The following is a 20,149-nucleotide window of genomic DNA, read 5'->3' as shown; positions in this document are numbered from 1 at the left end:
AGAATTGGGGTGCTCCCGCTCGGCTCCTCGGCACCCTCCTGGGCCGCGCTGCGGCGCGCCCTGACTCCACCGTGCCCGTTCGCGGGCGTGTACCCGAAGGGAGGACCGTGACCTTCGGATTCGCGCAGCCCCCGACCACGTCCCTGGCAACAGCCACCGGCGGCACCAGCCGACACGGCAGACTGCTGGAACCCGCGGAATGGACGGCGGCGGGCATTCCATTGCTCCGCAATCCGCGCGAAGTCGTCAGCGGGCTGCACTCCCGGCACAGCCCTGTGCCCTCGACCGCGGTCATCGCCGTCCTCGGCCCGGAGGAGCAGCTCGTGGCGAGCGCCTCCTTCGTGCAGCGGTCGACCTCGGCCGACGGTTGGGAGTACCGCAACGCCCTGTTGTCCCGGCTGCGCCGGGTCCTCCCGCACGACCTGCGGCGTCGGACGCCCGTACGGACGGCCGTGCTGCTCTACTGCCGCGAGGGTGACGAGCGGTGGACCGAGGAGGACGGGGCGTGGATGTGGGGGTTGCGGGACGCCTGCACCCTGCACGGCCTGCGCTGCGGTGCGTACATCACGCTCACCCATGGAGGCTGGCAGGTGCTGGGTGAGGGCCGTGGCGGTCGGCGCCCGAGCTCCGACTCGCGGCCGCAGCGCCTGGGCGACACCGTCGCCGAGTTCTCTCCGCTGGCCCTGCACACCGGGGGCGGGGCGGCGGAGGCCCTGCGGCGGACCGCCGCGCGCTGACCTCGTAACGGCCCGCGCGTGCGGCACCGGCGCACGGCCCGGGCCCGTACGACCGCCACCGGTGCCCGCCCACGCTCGTACGACGCCGCGGTCCGCATGCCCGCGGGCATGCCTCACAGCCGTACACCCGGGAACGGGCGTACGGCGGATCAGGCGTCAGGTACCGACTCGGGCCCCGGCGCGGGCTTCAGCGGGGCCGGCCCGAGGCCCGCCCCGCCCCTCGCCCGTGCCGGGGTACAGGGCGTCAGACGCCCGCACCCAGCACGGAGTTGATCTGCTGCGAGTCGCCGCACACGATCAGCAGCGCACCCGCCCGGGTGAGCGCGACCGGCAGGGCACCCGCGATGGTGTCGACCGATCCGCCGTTGGCCGCGAAGACCACGACGGGACGGCCGGCGGCGCGCTGGACCTGCGCCGCGTCCGCGTAGAAGACGTCGTCCCCGGCGTCGTGCAGGGCCCAGTACGCGGCCTCGCCGAAGGACAGCTCGTGAGCGGCCCACGGGTGCGGGTCGCCACTGGTGAGCACCAGGATGTCGCCGGGCGCGCGCCCGGTGTCGAGCAGCAGGTCGACGGCCTCTTCGGCCGCGTCCAGCGCACCCTCGGCGGAGGCCGGGATCAGCTGGACCTGCGGCACCGCCGCGGAGACGGACGGTGCGGTGGGGGCTACGGGAACGGGTCCGGGGGCGGCCTGCGGCGCACGCTGCGCGGGCGGTGCGGGCCTGACGGGACCGGGGCGGCCGGGCCGCGGTACGGCGGCGGGACGCGGACCAGGTACAGGGCGGGGGGTCTGCGCGGTGCGGCTCGCGGCCGGCGTGACGCGGGGACCCTGGGCACTCTCGTGAATCTGAGGCTCCTCGATGGCGGGGGTGAGAGGCATGAGTTGATATCTATCAAACACCGGTACGAAACGTACCGGTCGGTGGCACAGGCGTGCGATCAGAAATCGAAGCCGAGTTGGCCTCCGTTTTCCAGCTCCATCGACTCCTCGCTGCGGCGCACCTTCTTGAGGTGGCGCCACCGGGGCAGCGCGTCGAGGTACGACCACGAGAGTCGGTGGTAGGGGGTGGGCCCCAGCTCCTCCAGTGCGGCCCGATGTACCGGCGAGGGGTACCCGGCGTTGGCGGCGAAGGCGAAGTCCTCGATCCCGCCGCCCTGTTCCCCGAGTTCGGCCATCATGCGGTCGCGGCGGACCTTGGCGATGACCGAGGCCGCGGCGACGGCGATGCAGGACTGGTCGCCCTTGATCACCGTACGGACCCGCCAGGGCGGGCCGAGGTAGTCGTGCTTACCGTCGAGTATCACCGCGTCGGGTCGCACCGGCAGCGCCTCCAGCGCGCGCTCTGCCGCCAGTCGGAGGGCGGCGGTCATCCCCAGTTCGTCGATCTCCTCGGGCGAGGAGTGCCCGAGCGCGTACGCGGTGACCCAGCCCTCCAGGACATCGAGCAGGGCGTCGCGCCGCTTGGGGGTGAGCAGTTTGGAGTCGGTGAGCCCGGCGGGCGGCCGGCGTAGCCCGGTGATCGCCGCGCACACGGTGACGGGTCCGGCCCAGGCCCCTCGTCCGACTTCGTCGACCCCGGCGATGACCTTGGCGCCGGTGGTTGCACGGAGGGAGCGTTCGACGGTGTGGGTGGGTGCTTCGTACGGCATGGCGCCAGCAAGGTTACGCCGCCCCGAGCCGACTGCACACCCCCGCCCCGGTCCGACCCGCCCGCGATGGGACGCGAACGCCGCCCCGCGCGCCCCGAGACGCCCCCGGCGCGTCTCACACCCTGAGCAGCGGCACCATCACCTCGTCGATCAGCGTCGCGATGTCCACGTCCTCCCATTCGCTTCCGCACACCTTGGCGCGGTACATCAGCATCGCCGGAATGACATCCACGACAAAGGGACCGGTCGCGTCCGGCCGCACGTCACCTCGCGCGATTCCACGCTCCACAAGCTCCCTGATCAGGCGCTGAGCCGGCTCGTGGAGACCGGACCAGATGACTCCGTGAAACCGATCCGCATGCATGTGATCGCATTCGTGAAGCACCGACCGCAAGGCCTGCCCGGCGCGCGAGTGCATGACGTCCCGCGTGCTCACACACAACAGATAGAGGTCCTCGCGGATCGAACCACAGTCGGGAATGTCACCGATCCGCGGCAGACCGCTGCGCAACGCATCGGCCACCAGGTCCGCCTTCGACGGCCAGCGACGGTAGAGCGCGGCCTTGCCGGTGTGCGCGCCGGACGCGACACCCTCCATGGTGAGGGCGTTCCAGCCGACCGTACTCAACTGCTCCAACGCGGCGTCGAGAATCGCCCGTTCGAGCTCAGGACCTCGCCTGCGCCCCGGCGACGCCGCTGACCAGCGCGAACCCACCATCTCCCCACCTCCGACCGGCTTGCGCGTTCGACGCACGTATTTTCAGCCTTAGTGAACGCTTGCGTTCACTAAGGCGCGGCTCCTACCGTGGACCCGCAGTGAACGAATGCGTTCACTATTTCACTTTGGGGGGATCCTCAGTGACAAGCTCTCAACTCGCCACACCCCGGATACCGGGCGCGGCACGCCGGGAGGGGCGCCCCGGAGTGGCGCTCGCCGTCATCGCCGCGTGCCAGCTCATGGTCGTCCTCGACGCGACGATCGTGAACATCGCGCTCCCGCACATCCAGAGCGCCCTCGACTTCAGCACCACCGACCTCTCGTGGGTGCTCAGCGCCTACACCCTCACCTTCGGCGGCCTGCTGCTCCTCGGCGGCAGGGCGGGCGACATCCTGGGCCGGCGCCGCGTGTTCCTCGCCGGAATCCTGATCTTCACGCTGGCCTCCCTCCTCGGCGGCTTCGCCCAGGAGCCCTGGCAGCTGCTCGCGGCCCGCGCGCTGCAGGGGGTCGGCGGCGCGATCGCCTCGCCGACCTCGCTCGCCCTGATCACCACGACCTTCCCCGAAGGCCCCGAGCGGAACCGGGCGTTCGGGGTGTTCGCCGCCGTCTCCGCGGGCGGCGGCGCGATCGGCCTCCTGGCCGGCGGCATGCTGACCGAGTGGCTCGACTGGCGCTGGGTCCTCTTCGTCAACGTGCCGATCGGCGTGCTGATCGCGGTCCTGACCCCGCTCTACATCACCGAGTCCGAGCGCCACCCCGGCCGCTTCGACATCGCCGGGGCCCTCACCTCCACGGGTGGCATGGCCTCCCTCGTGTACGGATTCATCAGCGCGGCCGAGAAGGGCTGGCGCGACGCGATCACCCTCGGCTCGTTCGCCGCGGCCCTCGTCCTGCTGGCGCTCTTCGTCATCATCGAGTCACAGGCCCGCGAGCCGATCATCCCGCTGCGCATGTTCGCCGACCGCAATCGCACCGGCACCTACGTGATCATGCTCGGCCTCGCCGCCGCGATGTTCGGCATGTTCTTCTTCATCGTCCAGTTCGTGCAGAACGTGCTGGGGTTCTCGCCGATCCGGTCCGGCCTCGGCTTCCTGCCGGTGACGGTCGCCATCATCACCGCCGCCGGCCTCTCGCAGCGCTTCCTGCCGCGCTTCGGGCCCAAGCCCTTCATGGTCGCCGGGTCCGCGCTCACCGGAACCGGGCTGGCCTGGCTGACCTTCATCCGGACCGACAGCTCCTACGTCTCCGGAGTGCTCGGCCCGATGCTGCTGTTCGGCTTCGGCATGGGCCTCAACTTCGTGACCCTCACCCTCACCGCCGTCTCCGGCGTGGCCCAGAAGGAGGCGGGCGCGGCCTCCGGGCTGCTCAACGCCAGCCAGCAGGTCGGCGGCTCGCTCGGCCTGTCCATCCTGGTCACCGTCTTCGGCACGGCCAGTCGCGACGAGGCCACGAAGCAGGTCCCGTCCTTCATGGCCCAGGCGGACCCCCAACAGATCGCCGCCTTCAAGGAGACCGGTTTCCTGCCCGACCCCTGGGGTGACCTGGTACTCACCCACGGCATCTCCACCGCGTTCTACGCCGCCGTCGCCATGGCGGGCCTGGCCCTGGCCACCGCGCTGCTGGTGATCCGGGTGCGCAAGAGCGACCTGGAGGCCCTGGCCGGAGCCGCCGCGAAGGCCGGTCCGGCCGCCTGAGCCGGCCTGTCCGTACGGAGCCGGGGCCGGGCGCGGGGGAACGATCCCCGCGCCCGGCCCCGTACACGCCCTCCCGGATCCTGCGCGGTGCGGGACCTAGTACTCGACGCGGCTGCCGAAGGCGCCCAGGCGCGAGCAGACCTCGTACGAGGCGGTCACCGGACGGTCGCGCAGGATCTGCCGGGCCCGGTACTCGCCCCAGCTCATCGCATACCAGGGGACGTCCCCGGCCTCGGCCAGCTCGTCGTTGATCCCGCGCAGGGCGCAGGACCGCTGCGGCTCGGGCAGCCGGTCCAGGCCGGGAACGGCGTCCGCCGACAGGGACTGGAAGTAGGAGAGGTCGATCTTCGCGTCCTCCTCGAAGCGGGCCACGTTGCGCTCGGCGACCATCCCGTCCGGGGAGAGCAGGCCGAAGGCCAGAACGGCCGCGGCCGCACTGCCCGCGAAGGCGCGCGCCGGCCAGCGTCCGCCGAACAGCCCGGCCGCCATGATCAGTACGATGACCAGCCCGAGCCACAGCTCCATCGCGGCCACCGACACACGCAGCCTGGTCAGCCCGTACGCCTCCACGTAGAGGTCCATCCGGCGCAGCGCCGAGGCGACGACGACCAGCGTCAGCGCGCACAGCACCCCGAGGACGATCCGGACGAAGCGGCGGTCGCCCGCTCCGGAGCGCGGGGCCCAGCGCAGGGCGAGCGCGATCACGGCGAGGGTGAGCAGGGTGGCCCAGAGCAGTTGCCAGAAGCCCTCCCGGGCGTATTCGGCGTAGGTCAGGTCGGTGCTCTTGAGGACCTTGTCGTAACCGCCGAACAGGACGGCCAGCTGTACGGCGTTGAAGCCGGCGAAGAGCAGGTTGAGCACGACGAGCGGAAGGGCCCATTCGACACGGGAACGCGGCTTGCCCGGAGCCACCTTGATCCGGTCCCAGCGCAGCGGGGCCGCGGCGGTGCGGGCCGCGGCGAGCGCGAGGATCGTGCCGAGGAGGAAGAGCATGAAGCGGACGGGCCCGTCCTCGACGGACACGTCGGGCATCAGGTCGCCCAGCAGATCGGCGAAGGCGGCGTCGGCGGAGGCGAACAGCGCGCCGAAGAGCAGCAGCAGGACCGCGGCCACCACGGTCGCCTTGGCGATGGGCAGCCAGCGGTCCTTGTTGCCGCCGCCGCGTGCGCGCAGGCCCTTCAGCAGCCAGGCGACCCCGGACACGGCGGCGTCGAGGAACCCGAGCGGGCTGAGCAGGACCCCGGGCCAGGTACGGCTGCCGTGCAGGGCCAGCGCGCCCAGCAGGACGGCGGACAGGATCGCCAGCGTGGCCGGCCAGGCGGAGTCGCGCAGGGCCGGGACCGCGAGCAGGGCTATACAGCCGATCACCCAGGCCACGGTCCAGGGACGCGCACCGCGCCGGGCCTCACGGGCGGCGACGTAGGCCGCGACGACGGCGGGCACCACCGCGAGCAGCAGCCCCGGACCCATGCCGTCGCCGAGCAGCAGCGCGGTGGCGAGTCCGGAGGCGAGGACGGCGACGAGGGTCGCGGTCCGGATGGGGGCGGCCTCGGCGGGTCGCACCAGTGTGGCCCAGGAGGGCGGGGTCGAACGCTGCTGCACCTGCCAGGGGTTCGGGGGCGCCGCGCCGAACTGCACGCCCGGGGGCGGGCCGGCCGCGCCGGTGTGTCTGCCGTCGGCCTGGTTCGGCCTCGCCGACGGATCTCCGGCCGGGTTCGGCTTCGCCGGTGAACCCCCGGCCGTGGCCTGTGCGTCGGCCGCGCCCTCGGTCCGGGCTACGTCCGCCCCGCCCGTGTTCTCTGACATCAGGTTCCCTCCCCTGTCGGCCGCCCCGGAGTTCAGGGTGGGGCGGCGATGCGGACAGGGTAGGCCGGTGGGACGCGGTTTTGAACAGGATCAAAAGAGTGCTGTGGCAGGACCGTGACAATCGGAGCGGGATATTTCACGCGCGCCGGACGTAGGTGAGTTCGCGAACGCGGCTGAGGCGCCCCTACGCCGCCAACTCCCCCGGTGGCCTCTCCGATCGAGCCGCGGGCGCGTCAGCCCACCGCGACCTCCGGCAGCCAGGCCGGCAGGGCCTCGGTACGCGCCAGCCATGCGGCGGGCAGTGCGGCGTCCCCGCGCGCGCCCAGCACCCCGCCGACGATCGCGCAGGTCGTGTCGACGTCGCCGCCCACCTGCGCGGTGGTCCAGAACGCCTTCTCGTAGTCGTCCAGCGCCCGCGCCGCCGACCACAGGGCGAACGGCACGGTGTCGTGCGCGCTCGTACGCCGCCCGCAGCCCAGGACCGCCGCGACCGTGGTGGCGTCGCCGTAGTCCAGCATGTCCCGCGCACGTCGCAGCCCGGCGCCCACCGCGCTGCGCGGCACCAGTGCGATCACCCCGTCCAGCAGGTCGGAGGCCTTCGGCGGGGCGTCGGTGCTCGCGGCGATGGCTGCCGCCGCGGCGACCGCCATCGCCCCGCACACGGCCTCGCGGTGCTGGTGGGTGGTGTAGGCGGAGATCTCCGCCTGGTGGGTGGCCTGCTCCGGGTCGTCGGCGTACCAGGCGCCCAGCGGTGCGATCCGCATGGCGGCGCCGTTGCCCCACGAGCCCTGCCCGTTGAAGAGTGCGGCGGCCAGCGTGCGCCAGTCCTCGCCTTCCCGCACCAGTCGCAGCATCCGGTTCACCGCCGGCCCGTAGCCGCGGTCGAAGTCGTGGTGGTGGGCGAAGGAACTCGCGAGCGCGTCCTGGTCGATCCGCCCGTGCTCGGCCAGCACGGCCACCACCGAGCAGGCCATCTCGGTGTCGTCGGTCCACTGCCACGCCTCGGCGCCGGTGGGCAGCTCGCGCCGCTTGAGCAGTGGGTAGTTCACGGGGACGAAGTACTGGGAGCCGAGGGCGTCACCCAGCGCCAGCCCTCGGAGGCTGGCCATGGCGCGCGCGTAGCGCCGTTCGGGAGTGGAATCAGGCGTCATCGCGGGCCACTCTAGCCGTCCAGGTCATAAGGCTCGGGTGTGGTCCACCGCTCAAACGGGCGGTCCATCCGGTACCGGCCGTCCGGTCCGAGCAGGAGCATCCGGAATTCGCCGTTGCCCGGATTGGACAGGGCCTCGAATTCGGCCACGGACCAGTGGAACCAGCGCATGCAGAACAGTCGCATCGTCAGCCCGTGCGTCACCAGCAGCACGTTCTGGGGGTGGTCGGGGGCCTCGAAGCTGCGGTAGAGGCTTTCCAGAAAGGACCCGACCCTGTCGTACACGTCGGCCCCCGACTCGCCCTGCGCGAACCGGTAGAAGAAGTGCCCGTACGCGTCCCGGTACGCCTTCTGCAGTCGTACGTCGTTCCGGTCCTGCCAGTTCCCCCAGTCCTGCTCGCGCAGGCGCGGCTCCTCGCGCATCCGCACCCGGGTCGGGTCCAGCCGGAGCTCACGGAAGCTCTGCAGGGTACGGCGGTACGGGGAGACGTACGCGCTGATCGTCTCGGCGCCGAAGAGCTCGCGCAGCCGGACGCCGGCCGTCGCTGCCTGCTCGCGTCCGGTGGGGGTCAGCCGCAGTGCGTGGTCGGGCTCCCGCTCGTACACGGAGTCGTCGGCGTTCCCCTCCGATTCCCCGTGTCGGACAAGGACGATGCGCCGTGGTCGAACCATCCCATAACCCTATTCGTCCCCCGGGTGGCCCGCCGATCGGGCACGCCGAGCGGACGGCGGCGGTCATCGTACGGTCATACCGTCCAGGAGGGTTCGAGGTCGACGACATCGCCGGTGAGGGCCTCGACGTCGGCCTGGATCTGGGCGCGCAGGGAGAGCCGCTCGACCCGCTCCTGCCGGTACTTGCCGTGCTCGGCGGCGGCGTGCCACATCGAGAGCACCAGGAACTCCCGACCCGGAGCCTCCCCGAAGAGGCCCCGGATCATGCCGGGCGAGCCCGCCATCGCCGGATTCCACACCTTCTCCTGCATGAGGGCGAAGTGGTCGACCCGCCCCTCCCTGACCCGGGTGTGCGCGACCCGCACGACGTCGGCATCGGTGAAGCGCGGCTCGAAGCCGGTCTTCACGTCGAAGCGGTGGTCGAAGAGGGTGACCCGCAGATCGGTGTAGGTGCCGTTCTGGGAGGCGGCCAGCCGGTCGTGCGAACGGGCCATGAAGGAGTCGTAGAAGGACCGGCTCTCCCAGAACGCGAAGACATGCGCGACCCCCTGCCGGCCCCGGCTCCAGCCGCCACCCTGCCCCCGGAATCCCGGCTCGCCCGGCAGCCCCGCCCATTTTCGCTGCCCGCGCTCGAACCCGCGTCGGTCCGTCACCGTGCAGCGAATCCACTTGACCAGCACGGCGCCATCGTACGGGCCAGGCGGGGCCCCGGTCAGTCCTCGGCGCGGTCGATCCGTACCAGTTCCGCCGCGTCCCGATCGGGCAGCCGAAGCCCGAACTCCCGGTCGAGCGCGGCGAGCAGCTCGTGCGGACCGATGATCTCCTGCTCGATGCGGCCGTCGGGGTGCAGTCGGGTGAGTTCCCGCCCGACGAGCGCCTGGCGGACGCCGTCGCCCGGTCGCTGGACGATCAGCCGCCCGGTGAACGAGGAGGTGGGGTGGGTGGAGCTGTAGTGGTTGAGCACGACGTAGTCGACCGGGTGGTAGTGCTGCGGGGAGAAGGCGTACAGGTCGCGCCAGGTGTCGCCACGCAGCAGGCACAGCACGAGGACGCCGCCCTCCTCCTCGCGGACGCGGTACGTCCACTCGCCCTGCCGCACCTCGGTGCCCGGACGCGCCAGCGGCACCGGTTCCCGAGGTCCCTGGAAGCCGAACCCCGCGTCGCACAGCCATGGTTCACCCGCGACGGTGACGACGAGGACGGCGTGCGTCACGGCGAGGACGGAGTCGCCGCGGGTCCGGTTCCGGGCACCGCGTCCGGAGACCTCGAACCCGATCCGCTCCAGGGCGGCGGCCAGCAGCGAGTTCTGCTCGTAGCAGTAGCCTCCGCGGCGGGCGTGCACGAGCTTGCCCTCGATCGCCTTGAGGTCCAGCGCGACGGGGCGGCCGAGCAGGACGTCCAGACTCTCGAAGGTGATGGCGGCGGTGTGAGCGCGGTGCACTGCGTACAACGTGCGGAGGTCGGGCCGGAGTTCCCCGGACGCCTCCCGTTCCTCCTGATATCCGATCCGCTCCAGATACGCGTCCAGGTCCAGCTCGTCACCGCTCCACATGACTGACCATCTCCCCGTTCCCCCGCCTCGTCGGCCGTCGCACTGCCGTGAAATCCGCAGGCGCGCGGTCATGCGCGCCCCGCACAATGATCACCATGACGGCACTGCACTCCAACCCGCTCTTCGACCGCCTCGCCGACGCCGAAAGCATTCTGGTCACGGGTGCGGGTGGCGGATTCGACATCTACGCCGGCCTCCCCGTCGCCCTGTCCCTCATGCACCAGGGCAAGCGGGTCCAGCTGGCGAACCTCTCCTTCAGCACGCTCGCCGGACTGCCCACCGAGGCGTGGGTGGCTCCCGACCTCGCCGCCGTCACCCCCGACTCCGCACCGCACCTGTCCTACTTCCCCGAGCGGACCCTGGCCCAGTGGCTGGCGATCCACGGCTACCCGGACACCGTGTACGCCTTCCCGCAGACCGGGGTGCAGCCGTTGCGCGCCGCCTACCGCGAGCTGGTCGACCTCCACCGCATCGACGCGATCGTCCTGGTCGACGGCGGCACGGACATCCTGATGCGGGGTGACGAGGCGGGCCTCGGAACCCCCGAGGAGGACCTCACCAGCGTGGCCGCCTTGGCCGCTCTGGAGGACGTACCGGAACGTCTCGTCGTGTCGGTGGGCTTCGGCGTGGACGCGTACCACGGGGTCAGCCACGGCCTGGTGCTGGAGAACATCGCGGCGCTGGAGCGCGCGGGCGCCTACCTCGGCGCGTTCTCCATACCGCGCGCCACCAGGGAGGGCGCGCTCTTCCTCGACGCGGTGGCCCACGCCCAGGACCGGACGCCGGACCGGCCCAGCATCGTGAACGGCTCGATCGCCGCGGCGGTCCGGGGCTCCTTCGGCGACGTGCAGTTCACCAGCCGCACGCGGGGCAGCGAGCTCTTCGTGAACCCGCTGATGTCCCTGTGCTTCGCCTTCGACCTGCCGGGCCTGGCCGCGCGCTGCCTCTACCTGGACCGCATCGAGGACACCCACCTGATACGCCAGGTCCAATCCCGGATCGCCGAGTTCCGCGAGGAGCTGGTCACCCGCCCCTCCCGCCGCATCCCCCACTGACGCGCCCGCTCACACACACCTCCCCGCGGTCACAGACCGAGCAGCAGGTGGACGCGGTGCGAACACGGCGTCGGTGAAACGCCGGATGGGGTGTCCGCGTCACCGCGAACACCCCACCTGAACAGCTATCTCATGCCCGTGCGGGCATCACGGTCAGCTGCAGCCGCTCGTCGAGCCGCAGCCCTCGCAGATGTAGCAGGAGCCGGCACGCTGCATCTTCGTACCGCAGGAGAAGCAGAGCGGGGCGTCGGCGGAGACGCCGAGCTGCATCTCGACCAGTTCCGCGCTGCTGTGCGCCGTCTTCGGGGACGGGACGGAGGGAGTCATGACCGGCTTCGGGGCCGACGGGACCGCGGCCAGCGGGGCCGCCTGCATCAGGGACTCGGTGTCCAGCTCGTCATCGAGCGGCTCGTAGGAGCCGGTGTCCAGGTGACGCTGGCGCTCCTCGGCGGTGTGGATGCCGAGGGCCGAGCGGGTCTCGAAGGGCAGGAAGTCCAGCGCCAGGCGGCGGAAGATGTAGTCGACGATCGACTGCGCCATCCGCACGTCCGGGTCGTCCGTCATGCCGGCCGGCTCGAAGCGCATGTTCGTGAACTTCGAGACGTACGTCTCGAGCGGAACGCCGTACTGCAGACCGACCGAGACGGCGATCGAGAAGGCGTCCATCATGCCCGCGAGGGTCGAGCCCTGCTTGGACATCTTCAGGAAGACCTCGCCCAGGCCGTCGTCCGGGTAGGAGTTCGCCGTCATGTAGCCCTCGGCGCCGCCGACCGTGAAGGAGGTGGTGATGCCCGGGCGGCCCTTGGGGAGACGCTTGCGGACGGGGCGGTACTCGATGACCTTCTCGACGGTGGCGCGGATGGTCTCCTCCGCCTTGGCGGTGACCTCTTCCTTCTCCTGCTCCTTCTTCTTCGCGGAGAGGGGCTGGCCGACCTTGCAGTTGTCGCGGTAGATCGCGAGCGCCTTGACGCCCATCTTCCACGCCTCGAAGTAGATCTCCTCGATCTCCTCGACGGTCGCCGTCTCCGGCATGTTGACCGTCTTCGAGATCGCGCCGGAGATCCACGGCTGGATCGCGGCCATCATGCGGACGTGGCCCATCGCGGAGATGGAGCGCTCGCCCATGGCGCAGTCGAACACCGAGTAGTGCTCGGCCTTCAGGCCCGGGGCGTCGACGACCACACCGTGCTCGGCGATGTGCGAGACGATCGCCTCGATCTGCTCCTCCTGGTAACCCAGGCGGCGCAGGGCCTGCGGGACGGTGCCGTTGACGATCTGCATCGAGCCGCCGCCGACGAGCTTCTTGAACTTGACCAGGGCCAGGTCCGGCTCGACACCGGTGGTGTCGCAGGACATCGCGAGACCGATGGTGCCGGTCGGCGCGAGGACGGAGGCCTGGGAGTTGCGGAAGCCGTTCTTCTCGCCGAGGCGCAGCACGTCCTGCCAGGCCTCGGTGGCCGCGGCCCAGATGCTGTTGTCCAGGTCCTCGGTGCGCGGCGCGACGGCGTTGGCGTCGGCGTGCTGCTTCATGACGCGCTTGTGGGACTCGGCGTTGCGGGCGTAGCCGTCGTACGGACCGACGATGGCGGCCAGCTCGGCGGAGCGCTTGTACGCGGTACCGGTCATCAGCGAGGTGATCGACGCGGCGAGGGTGCGGCCGCCGTCGGAGTCGTACGCGTGCCCGGTGGCCATCAGCAGGGCGCCGAGGTTGGCGTAGCCGATGCCCAGCTGGCGGAAGGCGCGGGTGTTGTCGCCGATCTTCTGCGTCGGGAAGTCCGCGAAGCAGATGGAGATGTCCATCGCGGTGATGACGAGCTCGACGACCTTGGCGAAGCGCTCGGCGTCGAAGGACTGGTTGCCCTTGCCGTCGTCGTTCAGGAACTTCATCAGGTTGAGCGAGGCGAGGTTGCAGGACGTGTTGTCCAGGTGCATGTACTCGCTGCACGGGTTGGACGCGGTGATGCGGCCGGACTCGGGGCAGGTGTGCCAGTTGTTGATCACACCGTCGTACTGGATGCCCGGGTCGGCGCAGGCCCACGCGGCCTCGGCGAGCTTGCGGAAGAGCGCCTTGGCGTCGACCTTCTCGATGACCTCACCGGTCATCCGGGCCCGCAGGCCGAACTGGGTGCCGTTCTCGACCGCCGTCATGAACTCGTCGTTCACGCGGACGGAGTTGTTGGCGTTCTGGTACTGGACGGACGTGATGTCGTCGCCGCCCAGGTCCATGTCGAAGCCCGCGTCGCGCAGGGCGCGGATCTTCTCCTCCTCCTTCACCTTGGTCTCGATGAAGGCCTCGACGTCCGGGTGGTCCACGTCCAGGACGACCATCTTGGCCGCGCGGCGGGTGGCGCCACCGGACTTGATCGTTCCTGCGGACGCGTCGGCGCCACGCATGAAGGAGACCGGGCCGGAGGCGTTGCCGCCGGAGGAGAGGAGCTCCTTGGAGGAGCGGATGCGGGAGAGGTTCAGGCCGGCGCCGGAGCCGCCCTTGAAGATCATGCCCTCTTCCTTGTACCAGTCGAGGATCGACTCCATGGAGTCGTCGACGGCCAGGATGAAGCAGGCGGAGACCTGCTGCGGCTGGGGCGTACCGACGTTGAACCACACCGGGGAGTTGAAGCTGAAGATCTGGTGGAGCAGGGCGTAGGTCAGCTCGTGCTCGAAGATCTCCGCGTCGGCGGGCGAGGAGAAGTAGTCGAAGTCCTCGCCGGCCTTCGTGTACGTCTTCACGATCCGGTCGATGAGCTGCTTGAGACCGGTCTCGCGCTGCGGGGTGCCGACGGCGCCGCGGAAGTACTTGCTGGTGACGATGTTGACCGCGTTCACCGACCAGAAGTCGGGGAACTCCACGCCACGCTGCTCGAAGTTGACCGAGCCGTCGCGCCAGTTGGTCATGACGACGTCACGGCGTTCCCAGCTCACCTCGTCGTAAGGGTGCACGCCCGGGGTGGTGTGGATGCGCTCGATACGCAGGCCGCCCTTGGCAGCCTTGGTCCCCTTGGCGCGGGAACCACGTGCCGAGCTGCTCGCCGTCTCTGTCATGCCGCTTCCTCCCATATGCGGGCAAAAACGCCCTAAAGTGCCATCGATATTCCGCGGCACGGTGCTGTGTTCTGTATCTACGTCTCTTCGCCTGGCCGAGCGGCCGTGTCACGACGCGTGAGCGCCGCGGCACGGGTGGTCCGATCAGTCGGCGGCGGAGGCGGGCACGGGGACCTGGGCGGTCCTCCCGAGCTCGCACTCTTCAGGATGAGACCGCGGAACGCGGAGTTCCGCGATAGCGGTCTCGAAGTCTTCAAGGGTGTCGAAAGCTTTGTAGACGGAAGCGAACCGCAGGTACGCGACCAGGTCGAGCTCCTGCAACGGGCCGAGTATGGCCAGACCCACGTCGTGGGTGGTCAGCTCGGCACTCCCGGTGGCGCGCAGCGCCTCCTCGACCCGCTGGCCGAGCTTGGCGAGGGCGTCCTCGGTGACCGGCCGCCCCTGGCACGCCTTGCGCACGCCGGAGATGACCTTGGTACGGCTGAAGGGTTCCGTCACCCCGCTGCGCTTGATCACCATCAGCGAGGCCGTCTCCACCGTCGTGAAGCGACGGGAGCAGTCGGGGCACTGACGGCGCCTGCGGATCGACGTGCCGTCGTCCGTGGTGCGGCTGTCGACGACGCGGCTGTCGGGGTGCCTGCAGAAGGGGCAGTGCATGGTTCCCTCACCCTCCCTTTTGGCACGACCGAATCACCCCATGGAGCCCCTCAACGACGGAAACGGACTCTGTCGGGGGCTCGTGGAGCAGCCACCAGCATATGCGATGCCGGCCCCCTCGGAAGACCCGAGGACCACAACCTCTGGGTGGCAGCGCTCATCCAACCACTAGATCTTGGGTTGGGGCGGATTTGCGCGACTCCGCGTGTCGCGGTGTTCGTTGGGCGGACACGGGGCCTCGCGGTGCCACACTGGGCACAGGCCCGGAAGGTGGCGATCCGACCGGGAAGGGTACCGTAAGCGGCGGATGTCGAGTCGAACCGGCGTTCGGCGAACCGATCGTCCATACACCTCTTGAAATGCCCACGCTGGACGATCTGCGATTTTTCACTCGAACGTGTGTTTGGCGCAACCTTTCGAAAGCTACTACCGTTGTCCAGCTAGGGAGAACATTTCGAGAGGGGCCGACGTGACCACCACCGCAGACAGTGCCGCCATCACTGCCCAGAACCGCTCCCAGAGCCGACTTGAGCCGGTGCATGCCATGAACGACGCAAACCTGAACCCGGATGCGGAGCCCGTAGTACGCCCCGCACGCTCTCTGCCAGGTCGACCTCCAGGCATCCGCGCCGACAGCTCCGGGCTCACGGACCGGCAGCGGAGGGTCATCGAGGTCATTCGCGACTCCGTGCAGCGTCGGGGTTACCCGCCGTCGATGCGGGAGATCGGCCAGGCGGTCGGCCTGTCCAGCACCTCGTCGGTCGCACACCAGCTGATGGCCTTGGAGCGCAAGGGCTTCCTGCGGCGTGACCCGCACCGCCCGCGGGCCTACGAGGTACGCGGCTCCGACCAGCCGAGCTCGCAGCCCACGGACACCACCGGCAAGCCCGCCGCCTCCTACGTTCCCCTGGTCGGCCGGATCGCGGCCGGCGGCCCGATCCTCGCCGAGGAGTCGGTCGAGGACGTCTTCCCGCTCCCCCGCCAGCTGGTCGGCGACGGCGAGCTCTTCGTCCTGAAGGTCGTCGGCGACTCGATGATCGAGGCCGCCATCTGCGACGGCGACTGGGTCACGGTACGTCGCCAGCCGGTCGCGGAGAACGGTGACATCGTCGCCGCGATGCTCGACGGCGAAGCCACGGTCAAGCGTTTCAAGCGCGAGGACGGCCATGTCTGGCTCCTCCCGCACAACGCCGCCTACCAGCCGATTCCCGGCGACGAGGCGACCATCCTCGGCAAGGTCGTCGCGGTACTGCGTCGGGTCTGACCCCCGCCGCCCCCATTCAGCCCCCGGGACCCACTGCGCCGGTTCCGGGGGTTGTTCATGCCCCGGAACCGGTGGGGCCGGCAAACGGGACCGGCGGGCCGGCGGATCCGGCTGTTCCCCGGAACATTGGATCCGCGGAACAGCCGATCTGTGAACTACTTGCCGTCGGCCTTGGCCGTCGCATCGATCGCCGCCAGGGAGCGCCGGGCCTGATTGCGGTCCGTGGTGTACCAGAAGTCGGGCAGGGTGGCCCGCAGGAAGCTCCCGTACCGGGCCGTCGCCAGCCGCGGGTCCAGGACCGCGACGACACCCCGGTCGCCCGAGGCCCGTACGAGACGGCCCGCGCCCTGCGCCATCAGCAGCGCGGCGTGCGTGGCCGCGACGGCCATGAAGCCGTTGCCGCCGTGCTCCTCGACCGACTTCTGTCGGGCGCTCATCAGCGGGTCATCGGGGCGCGGGAAGGGGATCCGGTCCATGACCACGAGCTGGCAGCTGGGGCCGGGCACGTCCACGCCCTGCCAGAGCGAGAGCGTCCCGAACAAACAGGTCTTCGGATCGGCGGCGAAGGACTTGATCAGCTCGCCGAGGGTTTCCTCGCCCTGGAGCAGGATCGGGTTGTCGAGCCGGCCGCGCAGCTCCTCGGCGGCCGCCTTGGCGCCACGCATGGAGGAGAAGAGACCGAGGGTGCGGCCACCGGCCGCCTCGATCAGCTCGGCGAGCTCGTCCATCATGTCGCCGCGGGTTCCCTCACGGCCCGGCGTGGCCAGGTGCTTGGCGACGTAGAGGATGCCCTGCTTGGGGTAGTCGAAGGGCGAGCCGACATCGAGGCCGCGCCAGACGGGAACGTCGTCGCCCTCGACCCCCTCGGCGGACAGGCCCAGAGAGGCCGCGACGCCGTTGAAGTCACCGCCCAGCTTGAGGGTGGCGGAGGTCAGGACCACGGAGCGGTCCTCGAACAGCTTCTCGCGCAACAGGCCGGACACCGACAGGGGAGCGACCCGGAGGGTGGCGCCGAAGCGGTCGTGGCGCTCGTACCAGACGACGTCGTACTCGGAGCCGTTGGTGATCCGCTCCGCCACCCCGTGGATGCTCTCCACGGCGGCGAGCGCCTGCTTGCGTACCGCGTCCTCGTCGTGGACGGACTTGTCCCGGGTCGCCCCGATCGCCGAGATCACATTGCGGGCGGAGTCCCGCAGGGACATCAGCGCGTAGCCGAGATCCTCGGGGATCTGCTCCAGCCGGCCCGGGAGGGCCAGCTCCATGACCCGTTCGAAGGTTTCGGAGGCGGTCTGCAGGGCGTCCGCGGTCTTCTCGTCGACCAGCTTGGCGGCACGCTTCACGGCCCGGTTGACCTGGCCCGGGGTGAGCTCGCCGGTGGCGACGCCGGTCACCCGGGAGACCAGCTCGTGGGCCTCGTCCACGATCAGCACCTCGTGCTGCGGCAGCACGGGGGCGCCCTCGATGGCGTCGATGGCGAGCAGGGCGTGGTTGGTGACGACCACGTCCGCGAGCTTGGCGCGCTCACGGGCGGCCTCCGCGAAGCACTCGGCGCCGTACGCGCACTTCGTCGCGCCCAGGCACTCGCGGGAGGAGACGGAGATCTGCGACCAGGCTTTGTCCGAGACGCCCGGGGTCAGGTCGTCACGATCCCCGGTCTCGGTCTCGTCCGCCCAGTCGCGCATGCGCAGCAGGTCCTGGCCCAGTTTGCTGGTGGGCGCGGCCGCCTCGAACTGGTCAAAGAGGCCGTCCTCCTCGTCCTGCGGAGCGCCCTCGTGCAGGCGGTGCAGGCAGAGGTAGTTGGACCGGCCCTTGAGCATGGCGAACTGCGGGCGGCGGCGCAGCTGCGGGTGCAGTGCCTCCACCGTCCGTGGCAGATCGCGCTCGACGAGCTGCCGCTGGAGGGCGAGGGTCGCCGTGGCGACGACCACGCGCTCGCCGTGGGCGAGGGCCGGCACCAGGTAGCCGAGGGACTTACCGGTGCCGGTACCCGCCTGGATCAGGCGGTGGGAGTTGTCGTCGATCGCTTCGGCGACGGCTTCGGCCATGGCCACCTGGCCGGGGCGCTCCGTGCCGCCGACGGCGGAGACGGCGGCGTGCAGCAGGTCGGGGAGGGAGGGCTTCGTCATAGCACTGCCAACCCTACGGGGCCGCACTGACAGTGGGCGCACCGGCGAGCAATCATGGCCGGTACAGGGGGTTGGGTACGGTGCCGTGCTGCACGGCGTGCGGGCGGTCGGGCCGGTCCCGGTAACCGTCCTCGTACAGTCGGTTCCGGTTCAGGCAGAGCCGTCCGATGCGTTCGCCGAGCAGGTCGAAGAGCTCGTAGCGCTCCTTGAGCTCCGGGAAGCGGGCCTGGTGGCGCAGGATCTCCGCCCGTACGAGGGACCAGAACTCGATCTCGGGGACGCCGAGGCCGTCCTCGCACAGGGCGGAGAGGTAGCGGAAGACACCGACGAACAGCCCGGAGTGGATGAACTGGGGCAGGTAGTCGGCGGGCTCGGTGAGCAGCACCGCTCGGACCTCGTCGGGCAGGGCCTCCAGCTCGGGCAGCGGTTCGTCGGTGATGTTGACGTCGTCCACGAAGTCCTTGACCGCGAGCCGGACGGGGACGTCGTGCTCGTCGAAGATCACGATGGTGTTCTCGCCGTGCGGGGAGAAGACCGTGCCGTATCGGTAGAGGAAGTGGAGCAGCGGCGGCAGCAGGGCGGCGAAGAGGCGCTGCAGCCAGACGGTGGGGGTCAGCCCGGACCGGGCGACGAGTTCGGCGGTGAAGGACCGGCCGCGCGGATCGGTGTGGAGGAGGGAGGCGAGCGTGCGGGCACGCTCGCCGGGCGCCAGCAGGCCGGTGAGGGGTTCGCGCCAGATCGCGCCGAGGAGCTCCTTGTACTGGTACGGGACCTCGGGGAGCTCGTCGTAGACGGGGTGGCGGACGGTGACGGAGGCGACCTCGCCGAGGAGGACGACCCGGCACTCGTCGCGGAGGAAGGGGTCGCCGTCACGGAGGGAGTGGATCCAGGCGGTGACGGCGGGGGCCGCGAGCGCGAGGTCGGACGGCAGTCCGCGCCAGACCATGGTGTTGAAGACGGAGAGCGGGAGTTTCACGCTGTGCCGGTCGGGGCGGCTGAGGTTGAGGAAGGTGCGGACGGACTGCTGCGGGAGTCGCACGTCGGGGTCGGCGGGGAGCGGTACCAGGGCTCCGGAGGCGAGCGCCGGGGCGAAGAGGGGGAGGACGACCTCGTCCCACTGCCAGGGGTGGACGGGGAGGTAGAGGTAGTGGAGCGGGTCCAGGCCGCGGTCGCGCAGGCACCGGTCGAAGGTGGCCCGGGTGACGGGTCCGAGCTCGGCGGTGTAGAGGCGGGCGGGGTCCTCCAGACCCGCGGTCCCGCGGTAGGCGGCGAGCGAGGTGTGGGCGGCGAGCCAGGGCAGTCGCTGACGGGTGCGGGCCTCGGGGGCCCAGACCGCGGTGTCGGAGGCGGAGAGTCCGATGCGGCCCTTGTTGGGGACGAGCCAGGGGTGCCCGGTCTGGTGACCTTCGAGGGCGGCGTAGTCGAGGTCGGCGAGGACGTCGGCGGTGAGTGCGGTGTGGTCGAGCCGGGCGTCGGCGGTGAGGGTGGCGCTGAGCTCGCGGACGAGGTGACCGAGGGTGGGCCCGTCGAGGCCGAGGAGGGTACGGGCCCGGATGAGGAAGGCGTACGGGTCCCCGAAGGCGGTGGGGCTCCCGAGGTCGCCGGGCACGGTCGGTGAGGGCGGCGTGGGCGCCGGCGGGGTGAGGGTGATCGTGTCCGGGGTGACGTGCCAGCTGCCGTACGAGCGGCGGCGGGCGCGGAAGCCGAGGCTGCTGCCGTCGTCGAGGACCAGGTTCCAGGCGTCGCCGGCGGCGGCCGGTGCGGGGACGGGCCGGATGATCTCCTCGTAGGCGAATTCGCCGAGCATCTTGGCGAGCAGCCGACGGGCGGCGAAGTCCCAGGTCGAGCGGTTGAGTTCGGGTGGTGTGCGGGGGTGCTGCGGCGACGGGGGCACGGCGGGTTCGGCCGTGTCGGGGGCTGCGGAAAAGTTCGGCACGGGGCTCCTCGGAGGTCGGGAACTTTGCTTCGTCACGCAGAGTTATCGAAGGGAGAGGTGCGAAGCTGCCGACGTCGGTCGGGGTTTGTGGGG

At 70.7% G+C, this 20,149-nt stretch carries 16 protein-coding genes; 4 read left to right on the top strand and 12 right to left on the bottom strand.

What is annotated here, in order from left to right; translation table 11 throughout:
* The first annotated feature begins 107 nt into the window (after positions 1-107).
* A complete protein-coding gene (locus tag OG624_RS29705; RefSeq protein WP_033217447.1) occupies positions 108-737 on the top strand; it encodes a hypothetical protein in 630 nt (209 codons plus the stop codon).
* Positions 738-981: 244 nt separating this feature from the next.
* Here OG624_RS29705 and OG624_RS29700 read toward each other — a convergent pair whose 3' ends face one another.
* From OG624_RS29700 to OG624_RS29690, 3 genes are all read right to left on the bottom strand, one after another.
* Positions 982-1,614 (bottom strand): hypothetical protein, encoded by a 633-nt coding sequence (locus tag OG624_RS29700; protein WP_033217445.1) that lies wholly within the window; start codon positions 1,612-1,614, stop codon positions 982-984.
* 59 nt (positions 1,615-1,673) lie between these two features.
* Entirely contained in the window at positions 1,674-2,384 is a 711-nt protein-coding gene (locus OG624_RS29695; protein WP_030713310.1) for a ribonuclease HII, read from the bottom strand.
* Positions 2,385-2,499: 115 nt separating this feature from the next.
* A complete protein-coding gene (locus OG624_RS29690) occupies positions 2,500-3,102 on the bottom strand; it encodes a TetR/AcrR family transcriptional regulator (protein WP_371639992.1) in 603 nt (200 codons plus the stop codon).
* 140 nt (positions 3,103-3,242) lie between these two features.
* Between OG624_RS29690 and OG624_RS29685 the strand changes: the two genes are divergently transcribed.
* A complete protein-coding gene (locus tag OG624_RS29685) occupies positions 3,243-4,796 on the top strand; it encodes an MFS transporter (RefSeq protein ID WP_371639991.1) in 1,554 nt (517 codons plus the stop codon).
* A gap of 96 nt (positions 4,797-4,892) precedes the next feature.
* On the opposite strand, the gene OG624_RS29680 is transcribed toward OG624_RS29685, so the two are convergent.
* From OG624_RS29680 to OG624_RS29660, 5 genes are all read right to left on the bottom strand, one after another.
* The gene (locus OG624_RS29680) at positions 4,893-6,602 is read right to left on the bottom strand and encodes a DUF4153 domain-containing protein (protein ID WP_371639990.1); all 1,710 of its coding nucleotides are present in this window, start codon (positions 6,600-6,602) and stop codon (positions 4,893-4,895) included.
* 233 nt (positions 6,603-6,835) lie between these two features.
* Positions 6,836-7,753 (bottom strand): ADP-ribosylglycohydrolase family protein, encoded by a 918-nt coding sequence (locus tag OG624_RS29675; protein WP_371639989.1) that lies wholly within the window; start codon positions 7,751-7,753, stop codon positions 6,836-6,838.
* Positions 7,754-7,764: 11 nt separating this feature from the next.
* Entirely contained in the window at positions 7,765-8,424 is a 660-nt protein-coding gene (locus tag OG624_RS29670) for a histidine phosphatase family protein (RefSeq protein WP_033217435.1), read from the bottom strand.
* A gap of 74 nt (positions 8,425-8,498) precedes the next feature.
* Positions 8,499-9,104, bottom strand: a complete 606-nt coding sequence (locus OG624_RS29665) for a YdbC family protein (protein ID WP_030713338.1) — start codon at positions 9,102-9,104, stop codon at positions 8,499-8,501.
* A 32-nt stretch (positions 9,105-9,136) separates the two neighbouring features.
* Positions 9,137-9,976, bottom strand: coding sequence for an arylamine N-acetyltransferase family protein (locus OG624_RS29660; RefSeq protein WP_371639988.1), 840 nt, complete (start codon positions 9,974-9,976; stop codon positions 9,137-9,139).
* Positions 9,977-10,071: 95 nt separating this feature from the next.
* On the opposite strand from OG624_RS29660, the gene OG624_RS29655 reads away from it, so the two are divergent.
* Positions 10,072-11,031 carry a DUF1152 domain-containing protein gene (locus tag OG624_RS29655; protein ID WP_033217842.1) on the top strand — a complete coding sequence of 320 codons (960 nt, stop codon included), beginning with the start codon at positions 10,072-10,074 and terminating at the stop codon, positions 11,029-11,031.
* Positions 11,032-11,184: 153 nt separating this feature from the next.
* Here the strand turns inward: OG624_RS29655 and OG624_RS29650 are convergent, their stop codons facing one another.
* Together OG624_RS29650 and nrdR are read right to left on the bottom strand one after the other, a co-directional pair.
* Positions 11,185-14,073 (bottom strand): vitamin B12-dependent ribonucleotide reductase, encoded by a 2,889-nt coding sequence (locus tag OG624_RS29650; protein WP_161293082.1) that lies wholly within the window; start codon positions 14,071-14,073, stop codon positions 11,185-11,187.
* 144 nt (positions 14,074-14,217) lie between these two features.
* The gene (gene nrdR, locus OG624_RS29645; RefSeq protein WP_030713347.1) at positions 14,218-14,730 is read right to left on the bottom strand and encodes a transcriptional regulator NrdR; all 513 of its coding nucleotides are present in this window, start codon (positions 14,728-14,730) and stop codon (positions 14,218-14,220) included.
* A 469-nt stretch (positions 14,731-15,199) separates the two neighbouring features.
* Between nrdR and lexA the strand changes: the two genes are divergently transcribed.
* Entirely contained in the window at positions 15,200-15,994 is a 795-nt protein-coding gene (gene lexA, locus OG624_RS29640; RefSeq protein ID WP_030713361.1) for a transcriptional repressor LexA, read from the top strand.
* A 155-nt stretch (positions 15,995-16,149) separates the two neighbouring features.
* Here the strand turns inward: lexA and OG624_RS29635 are convergent, their stop codons facing one another.
* A complete protein-coding gene (locus OG624_RS29635) occupies positions 16,150-18,120 on the bottom strand; it encodes an ATP-dependent DNA helicase (protein ID WP_033217429.1) in 1,971 nt (656 codons plus the stop codon).
* A gap of 52 nt (positions 18,121-18,172) precedes the next feature.
* Positions 18,173-20,056 carry an IucA/IucC family protein gene (locus tag OG624_RS29630; RefSeq protein ID WP_371639987.1) on the bottom strand — a complete coding sequence of 628 codons (1,884 nt, stop codon included), beginning with the start codon at positions 20,054-20,056 and terminating at the stop codon, positions 18,173-18,175.
* Positions 20,057-20,149: the final 93 nt, after the last annotated feature.

Source organism: Streptomyces virginiae (assembly GCF_041432505.1).
Lineage (GTDB): Bacteria > Actinomycetota > Actinomycetes > Streptomycetales > Streptomycetaceae > Streptomyces > Streptomyces virginiae_A.
Note: the sequence above shows the minus strand (reverse complement) of the source record. Positions and strands in the feature narration are given on the sequence as shown.

What these genes read in the sequence shown, in the direction of transcription:
- OG624_RS29655 (WP_033217842.1), top strand. Translation starts at nt 10,072, where the DNA reads ATGACGGCACTGCACTCCAACCCGCTCTTCGACCGCCTCGCCGACGCC.
- nrdR (WP_030713347.1), bottom strand. Translation starts at nt 14,730, where the DNA reads ATGCACTGCCCCTTCTGCAGGCACCCCGACAGCCGCGTCGTCGACAGC.
- OG624_RS29690 (WP_371639992.1), bottom strand. Translation starts at nt 3,102, where the DNA reads ATGGTGGGTTCGCGCTGGTCAGCGGCGTCGCCGGGGCGCAGGCGAGGT.
- OG624_RS29670 (WP_033217435.1), bottom strand. Translation starts at nt 8,424, where the DNA reads ATGGTTCGACCACGGCGCATCGTCCTTGTCCGACACGGGGAATCGGAG.
- OG624_RS29700 (WP_033217445.1), bottom strand. Translation starts at nt 1,614, where the DNA reads ATGCCTCTCACCCCCGCCATCGAGGAGCCTCAGATTCACGAGAGTGCC.
- OG624_RS29695 (WP_030713310.1), bottom strand. Translation starts at nt 2,384, where the DNA reads ATGCCGTACGAAGCACCCACCCACACCGTCGAACGCTCCCTCCGTGCA.
- OG624_RS29635 (WP_033217429.1), bottom strand. Translation starts at nt 18,120, where the DNA reads ATGACGAAGCCCTCCCTCCCCGACCTGCTGCACGCCGCCGTCTCCGCC.
- OG624_RS29680 (WP_371639990.1), bottom strand. Translation starts at nt 6,602, where the DNA reads ATGTCAGAGAACACGGGCGGGGCGGACGTAGCCCGGACCGAGGGCGCG.
- OG624_RS29675 (WP_371639989.1), bottom strand. Translation starts at nt 7,753, where the DNA reads ATGACGCCTGATTCCACTCCCGAACGGCGCTACGCGCGCGCCATGGCC.
- OG624_RS29650 (WP_161293082.1), bottom strand. Translation starts at nt 14,073, where the DNA reads ATGACAGAGACGGCGAGCAGCTCGGCACGTGGTTCCCGCGCCAAGGGG.
- OG624_RS29660 (WP_371639988.1), bottom strand. Translation starts at nt 9,976, where the DNA reads ATGTGGAGCGGTGACGAGCTGGACCTGGACGCGTATCTGGAGCGGATC.